At 58.2% G+C, this 7,526-nt stretch carries 8 protein-coding genes and 1 pseudogene; 2 read left to right on the plus strand and 7 right to left on the minus strand.

The features are described from left to right. Positions 1-304: pseudogene (locus R6U20_RS11370) on the plus strand (DNA topoisomerase IV subunit B); the annotation flags it as partial. A 690-nt stretch (positions 305-994) separates the two neighbouring features. Here R6U20_RS11370 and katG read toward each other — a convergent pair. Beyond that, positions 995-3,259: a catalase/peroxidase HPI gene (katG, locus tag R6U20_RS11375; protein ID WP_410337977.1), complete on the minus strand. Its 2,265-nt coding sequence runs from the start codon at positions 3,257-3,259 to the stop codon at positions 995-997. Between the two features lie 410 nt (positions 3,260-3,669). On the opposite strand from katG, the gene R6U20_RS11380 reads away from it, so the two are divergent. Continuing rightward, complete coding sequence (locus tag R6U20_RS11380) at positions 3,670-4,650, plus strand: ROK family protein (RefSeq protein WP_410337978.1); 981 nt, start codon at positions 3,670-3,672, stop codon at positions 4,648-4,650. 239 nt (positions 4,651-4,889) lie between these two features. On the opposite strand, the gene R6U20_RS11385 is transcribed toward R6U20_RS11380, so the two are convergent. The 6 genes from R6U20_RS11385 to R6U20_RS11410 all read right to left on the minus strand — a co-directional run. Further along, on the minus strand, positions 4,890-5,312 hold the full coding sequence (locus R6U20_RS11385; RefSeq protein WP_410337979.1) for a type II toxin-antitoxin system VapC family toxin: 423 nt from the start codon (positions 5,310-5,312) through the stop codon (positions 4,890-4,892). Continuing rightward, the gene (locus tag R6U20_RS11390) at positions 5,309-5,533 is read right to left on the minus strand and encodes a hypothetical protein (protein ID WP_410337980.1); all 225 of its coding nucleotides are present in this window, start codon (positions 5,531-5,533) and stop codon (positions 5,309-5,311) included. Before R6U20_RS11390 ends, R6U20_RS11385 begins: the two co-directional genes overlap by 4 nt. Before the next feature lie 238 nt (positions 5,534-5,771). Beyond that, complete coding sequence (locus R6U20_RS11395) at positions 5,772-5,939, minus strand: hypothetical protein (protein WP_410337981.1); 168 nt, start codon at positions 5,937-5,939, stop codon at positions 5,772-5,774. A 45-nt stretch (positions 5,940-5,984) separates the two neighbouring features. Continuing rightward, complete coding sequence (locus R6U20_RS11400) at positions 5,985-6,503, minus strand: hypothetical protein (protein ID WP_410337982.1); 519 nt, start codon at positions 6,501-6,503, stop codon at positions 5,985-5,987. Beyond that, positions 6,500-6,730 (minus strand): UPF0175 family protein, encoded by a 231-nt coding sequence (locus R6U20_RS11405; protein ID WP_410337983.1) that lies wholly within the window; start codon positions 6,728-6,730, stop codon positions 6,500-6,502. The genes R6U20_RS11400 and R6U20_RS11405 overlap by 4 nt, the downstream gene beginning before the upstream one ends. A 612-nt stretch (positions 6,731-7,342) precedes the next feature. Beyond that, the coding region (locus tag R6U20_RS11410) for a hypothetical protein (RefSeq protein WP_410337984.1) at positions 7,343-7,526 on the minus strand (184 nt) is incomplete at its 5' end.

A 7,526-nucleotide genomic window follows, 5' to 3' on the forward strand; every position in this document is an offset into this window, starting at 1 on the left:
CAAAGACACCCACTGGGCGCTCGACGATGCGCAGCGCGATGCGATTATCGACGAAATCAAGAGCGACGGACGCAACCTGAACGTGGATATTCAGCGCTTTAAGGGACTCGGCGAGATGATGCCGAAAACGCTCAACGCCACGACGCTCGACCGCGACAAGCGTCGTCTGCTGGAGGTCACCATCCCGGACACCGAGCGCCTGCACACCGAGCAGACCATCACCGACCTGATGGGCCGCGACACCTCGGCGCGCTTCAACTTTATCATGCAGCACGCCACGGAGGCGGATGAGCTCGATGTGTAGGGTGTGCCCCCAACCATGAGGCTCTTGAATAAGAACACGCCTCCGGTAGCACGGCACGGATTAAGTAGGACCGTGAATGTGCGTAACCTGGTTATCCTTGGCGATTTTTTTGAGGCGAGCTTGGTATCCTGAAGAAGATTCCGGATCAGCTCCCGACGGCGGTTGGGATTGTCGAGGATCTTTTGTGACCTTCCATGCCAATCATTCGTTCGCGCTACCCAACCATTGAGCTGTGACAGAGCAGTAGTGCTCTGTCAACCCTCATTTTGATGGTTGCCCGGGCATCATCCCCCCAACGAAGCCTGTCATGGTGAGCGCAGTCGAACCATCTCCTCGGCGTTCAACAGATACGGCGGGACGGGGCCTTCCAACTTCAGGGGAGATCTTTCGACTCCGCTCAAGATGACATCGTCAAGATGACATCGTCTGAGAGGGGTACATTGCTACCCAAGATTGAGCTGTGACAGAGCAGTAGACGCCACATCGCAAAGAGTGGGGCGCTCAGCCCGTTAGCGGGTCCGGTTAGGATGCAGTTTGGGTTCTCCGCAGCCGCTCGTGGGTATTGGCTAATCCAGTGGTGCGTAAGATCAGGTACAAGAAAAGTCATCTACAACAAAAAAAGCCCCGCCCTTGCGGACGAGGCCTCCTTTCAGGTTTGATTGCTGGAAGGTCAAACTCTTTTAGGACCGACTACTTCAGGTCGAACCGGTCGAGATTCATGACCTTGGTCCACGCGTTGATGAAGTCGTGGACGAATTGTTCTTCGCCGTCGTTGGCCCCATAAACCTGCGCGAGGGTGCGGAGACGGGCGTTGGATCCAAAGACCAGGTCGACGCGGGTTGCATGCCACTTCACATCCCCAGTGTCGCGGTCCTGGATTTCGAAGCGTTCCTTGGCCTCCGAAACCGGCTCCCACGTATAGTCCATAGAAAGCAGGTTCGCGAAGTAATCGTTGGTAAGCACTTCCGGGCGGTCGGTGAAGACACCGTCGCTGTTGGCCTGCTCGTGGACGGCGTCGAGCGCGCGCATCCCACCAACGAGCACAGTCATTTCAGGCGCGGTCAAGTCCAGCAGATCGGCTTTGTCAACCAAAAACTGCTCCGGTGTCCAGTCCTGCCCCGGATCCTCGGCGATGTAGTTGCGGAAGCCGTCTGCCCTCGGTTCAAGGTGCTCAAACGCCTCCACGTCGGTTTGCTCTTGCGTAGCGTCGGTGCGTCCGGGTTCAAACGGTACATCGACATCGTAGCCGGCATCTGCAGCGGCCTGCTCAATAGCGGCGCATCCGCCCAGCACGATGAGGTCAGCCAGCGAGACCTGCACGCCGTCGGTCCGCGAGGCGTTGAAGTCTTGCTGGACGCCCTCCAACGTTTGCAGCGCGCGTGACAGTTCGTACGGCTCGTTGGCTTCCCACGTCCGATGCGGCTTTAGGCGGATGCGGGCTCCATTCGCTCCCCCGCGCTTATCACTGTCGCGGTATGTTGAGGCCGAGGCCCAGGCGGTTTTAACGAGACGGGAGACAGACAGGTCGGTAGCGAGGATCGCATCTTTGAGCTCGGCGATCTCTTCGTCTCCGATAAGCTCGTGGTCGACGCTGGGCACAGGATCCTGCCAGATCAGATCTTCCTGGGGCACTTCTGGACCCAGGTAGCGCTCCTTCGGTCCCATGTCTCGGTGAAGCAGCTTGAACCAGGCGCGTGCGAACGCATCCTGGAAATAGCTTGGGTCATCTCGAAATTGCTCGATGATTGCTCGATAGCTGGGGTCCCGTTTCAGGGCCACGTCTGTCGTGAGCATCATCGGGTCTACCTTCTGTGAGGCGTCGTGGGCATCGGGCACCGTCCCCTTTAGCGCATCGCTTTTCGGGCGCCACTGCCACGCTCCGCCGGGGCCTTTGTGAGGCTCCCATTCGTAAGCGAGCAGGCTGTCGAGATAGCCAGTGTCCCACTGCGTGGGCGCTTCGGTCCACGGCCCTTCGATGCCACTCGTAATTGTATCGGCTCCCTTCCCGGAACCGTATGCGTTGCTCCAGCCGAGCCCCTGTTGCTCAATGGGAGCCGCCTCCGGTTCAGGGCCGAGGTGTTCATCGGTGTCGGCGCCGTGGACTTTCCCAAAGGTGTGGCCTCCCGCAATGAGCGCAGCGGTTTCGACATCGTTCATGGCCATCCGTCCAAAAGACTGACGGATGCGCTGGGCCGACCATTCCGGGTCTGGCGTATTCTCGGGCCCCTCGGGATTGACGTAAATGAGCCCCATCACGGTAGCGCCAAGCGGGCGTTCGAGCTCGTCGTCGGCGTCGAATCGATCCCAGGACTCCATTTCTTGTTCAGGGCCCCAGTACACGGAATCGTCGGGGTGGAAGTCGTCTTCCCGGCCTCCGCCGAACCCAAAAGTTGTAAAGCCCATTGATTCGAGGGCCACGTTGCCAGCGAGGACCAGCAGGTCGGCCCATGAAATCTTCCGACCGTACTTCTGCTTCACAGGCCACAGCAGACGCCGGGCCTTGTCGAGGTTCGCGTTGTCGGGCCAACTGTTGAGAGGAGCTTGAAGCTGCTGCCCGCCAGACGAGCCGCCGCGCCCGTCGGTGGTGCGGTACGTTCCGGCTGCGTGCCACGCCATCCGGATGAAGAGCGGGCCGTAATTGCCGTAATCGGCGGGCCACCAGTCCTGTGAGGTGGTCATCACATCGTTGATGTCCGCTTTTAGGGCGTTGTAGTCAAGCTGCTGAAACGCCTCAGTATAATCAAACGCCCCGTTCCAGGGGCTAAGGTCACGAGCATTCTGATCGAGGATTTCGATGTTGAGGCTGCTGGGCCACCACTGACGATGCGCCGTGAAGGTGCTCGCTCGTTGGTTCTTATTCCGCTGATCAGCCTCCGACCCGTTGTGCGAGCCGTTGTGCATCACGGGACATCCGTTGGATCCCCCCGTGTTCTCGGTTGAATGGTCTTCTGACATGTACTAAAGGTAGGACTCTGCTGAAAACAATAACGTCTACCCATAAACGTAGACGCCGGAGCTTCATTGTTCAAATTAATCTTTCCTATATTTGGAATAGTCTGTATCCATTAGAGAGTACATACCCATGACCTGTCGGTACCTCGTAGATTGCAAGTAATACCTCCCCGGAGAGGAAGGAGCCGTAGGACGCTCTCATGAAGTCCCCCGAAAGGGAAGGGGGATTTAGGTCGAACCGAGATAGGTGCGCGTACCGTCCCGGCTATTTCCCGCTGAACGCCAAGGAGATGGTTCCTCCGACAGCGGCCAGGAAACCTGCAACTATCTGCTCCTGCGTTTGCCATTGTCGCGTCTGACGGCTTCCTTCCTGAGTACCTATACGCTTTCCTTTACCCAGTAGTCCAACCCTCATGTCTGAGCCTCTAATCATCGGCGTCGATCTTGGTGGCACCAACATTGAAGCCGCAGCGGTTCGCGGAGGCGACATTCTCGCCTCGAAGAAAAAGAAGACGCGCGCCCCAGAAGGCGTCGACGTGGTCATTGAGCGCATCGGCAAGACGGTGCGCAAGGTGATGGATAAGATGGACAACGACGCCAGCGATTACAGCGCGTTGTGCATCGGCGCACCGGGCGCGGTTGACCCAAAGTCGGGCGTCGTCCACTCAGCACCTAACCTGAACTGGACCGACGTTCCCCTGGGCGAGCGGCTGGAGGCTAACCTCGGCCTGCCGGTGATCGTCGACAACGATGTGAACATTGGCGTCCTGGGCGAGCACGTGTATGGCGCTGGCAAGGGCACGCTCAACATGATCGGCATTTTTGTGGGAAGCGGCATCGGCGGCGGCATGGTCATCAACGGCACGCCGCATTACGGCTGGCGCGGCGTGGCGGGCGAGGTGGGACACGTGGTGGTGCAGCCCCGCGGACGCCAGTGCGGGTGCGGACGACGCGGCTGCGTGGAGGCGTACGCCAGCAAGACCGCCATGGAGGCGATCATCCGCGAGGAGATGGAGAAGGGCCGCTCAACGCAGGTCTTCGAGATCATGGACAAGAAGGGCAAGAAGAAGCTCACCAGTAGCGTCATTGAGGCGTCGCTGGAGGCGGGCGATGCGCTGATGGAGGAAGCGATCCAGAACGCGCAGTACTACCTCGGCCTGCTCACCGCGAATCTCGTAAACGTGCTGGATCCGGAGGTCGTCGTCTTTGGCGGTGGAGTGGTGGAGCGCCTCGGGCAGGACTTCATCGACCCGATCGGACGAACGGCGCGTCAGCACTACCTGCAGCGCGAAGGCGCGGAGAAGATCCGCCTCGTTCCCGCTGCCCTCGGCGACGATGCCGGACCCATCGGGGCCGCAGTCGTTGCACGCCGCCGCCTGCAGTCGGCCTTGTAAAGGAACTCATCTTCGGCGCGACGTAGTGCTCTGGTAGTGCTTTGTCACACGTCAATGTGTGGGTAGCAGCGTACCCCTCTCAGATGCTGTCATCTTGAGCGGAGCGACGATCTGGGATCCATGCCCCAATGGAGGGATGTATTAGCGGAGTGAGTTCGCCCTCAACCGGCGAATGGATCCCGGATCGGCGGCGCCAGGGGCGTTTGGCACTACGTCTCGGATTCAGGTACAATGGATGGTTATGTTCCACGCTGGATGGGAAGCGTTTGGTAGCCTGCTTGCTGGAAATGCTGGTCGAATGCCAAAGCCTCTCTCAATTCGTGTCGCTCCATCACCACAAAGGAGATGCAGTCCGTCAGCGAGTATCCTTTGTCGGGACGCTCTTGAAACCGGCCCCACCCGCTTCTAAAAAGCTCTTCGGTTACGTGGACCACCTGAACCCGAGGACTCTTGAGAAGCCGTTCTCCAATTTCGACTGCCTTTGCGTGGTGGTCTCGGCTATTGAAAAACGTCACTACTTCATCGAAAACGTAGGTGGTCGTGATAATTGACGAGATGTCGGAAAGTGATGTCCTCCAATGCCGAACCGCATCCTCGTGATGCTGATCATCAGAGGCTTCCAAAGCAATGAGATACCCGGTATCCAAAAACACGCGGTTCACTTGTCGTAAAGGTACTGATCATGGGTTACCGAAGCATCCGTCGATCCACACGACACTGGATTCTGGCCAAGTCCCGAAATGGGGTCCTGGTCCGCTTTCTCAAACTCACGGACCGGCTCAATTACAATGCGGCCATCCTCGTTTCGGATCTCCACCTCTTCAGCTTCGCCCAGCATTCGTCTTGGGACTGTGACGCCTCGTTTTCCGACTTTAACCTTCATGGTATGGTGGATCCTGTGTTTAGACCTGTGTATGTGCTTGAATGCCGCCCCACAACATGAGATTCAATCGAGGGGTGGAAGTGGTGAAAGGGGGGCATAACGACATCGCGCTGCGGCGAAGCGCCACAGCAACCGACCAGGACAAGACCAGAAGTGCTATCCGTGCCGGAGTGAGTAGGCCATCTGTGTTCTCCCTATTGTCACCACAGACTTGGCTTCCCGCTTCAGCAGTACAGAATCATGCATCCGTTTTCTTCTCTTTTCGGATTTCTGCCACGACTTCTTCAAGCGTCAGATCCTCGAATAGCTCTTTTCTTTCCTCGGTCTCCTTGCTCTTGCGCAAGGTCTGAAAAGCCCAGTCCCGTGCATTCGCTGCGCTGCTTTCACTCGTGCTGGTGCTCAGCATCAGCAATGCCGAACCGCAATGCTCTTCGTCCGGTGCATGGCCTTGTTACAACGCTGCGACCAACTGTTCGTAGATTCGCTCATTGATTCTACGGTGTTCTACCATCTCTTTTAGCATAGCTCGCGCCTTTTCCACTGAGATGACTCCCTGGCGATGGGCTTTGACGATCTGTCCCGCAACACCTGAAATCGAAACGCCCGCCGCCTGAGCCGATCGTCGGCCCGCAGCCTCTTCGATGAGTAGCGGCCCCCCCAACTCCAGCGCAAGCCGAATTGCCTGAATCTCTCCCTCGTGCAGGCGTTCAAGGTCGGGCAGTACTGCCTGTACGGCCACGCTCCGCACCTCGATCAGATCATTAATCCCATAGTGCTCGAGATACGCCTCTGCATGGTCGTAGCCAAACCCAAGCTCTTCCAGCACACTGGGGGGAACAATGATCCGATCGTAGAGCCGACGAATAAACCGGAAGCCCCCCGTCAGGCGCTCCAGCGAAATCATCGGTCCTGTATCACTTACCACGCGCCGAAGGACGCCCGATGGCTGTTCGGCTTCAGAAGCACTCATGCGTTGAGCTCGGCGGCAATACTTTCATCATCGTCGGGCATGATCGATACGCGAAAGCGCGGTAGCATTTCCTCAAACTCGCGGCGTGAGACGCCAAGGGCCTCGCAGGCCTCCTTGCTGGAAAGGTCCCCCGCCTGGTAGAGCATGGCTACAAGCGCCTCTTTATAGTACTCGTTCTCCCGCTTCCTGGAACGGGCAGAATCTGGAATGCCAAGCGTAATTTCCATGGCTGAACAAGCAGATGCTGAGTTTAACGTGTGGGTCAAACACTCCTCACGAGTTCGATGTTCACCCGTGCAGCCGATTCCGGGCAAAGCCCTCGGACGCAGAGCGTCCATTTCGTCCGTCGCGACGCAGAGGGGCCAGAGGTCATGCCTGTTGTACATCGCGACGAGGGTACTACCTTCTACAGATGTCATGCTGAACGCAGTGAAGCATCTCAACGCTATGTGGTGAGGCGCTTTGCTGCTTGGTGTCCAAACGGCGGACCTCATGCGCACCGGACGTGCTGAGCCTGTTGGGATGGCGCCGGGATCCTTCCGCCTGGGGGCGTCAGGATGACTTGAGGATGTGGAGCCGTGCCAATTGCCGCCCGGGATATCCGCACCCCGGGAGTACTCGGTCGCGGGGCTCCCAGCGCTTCGCTTCTGATCCCGGGCTATGGAATCACATAGCCGGGGACCGCGTCGCCGCGCCAGGTGGGGTGCGATCTATCGGCGGTCTCGGGGCTTCAGCAGTACAGAATCATGTATCCGTTTTCTTCTCCTTGTGGATTTCTGCCACGACCTCCTCAAGCGTCAGGTCCTTGACACAGTACCTGACAAAACCTGAGCGAGCCTTCACAGAATCGATATGACCCGTCCCCAGCGCGTCATTCCGATGTCGACAGCCGTCGGCAGAGGAATCTCTCCGGAATCGGAACCAGACCGGAAGGAGACGGCGATCCCCCATTGATTCCGCTGGGCTCGAAGAGATTCGTCGTCGATTTCGTTCAGCATCCTGAGATATGGGACTGTACGTCCT

It is taken from the genome of Longimonas sp., assembly GCF_046498435.1.
GTDB lineage: Bacteria > Bacteroidota > Rhodothermia > Rhodothermales > Salinibacteraceae > Longimonas.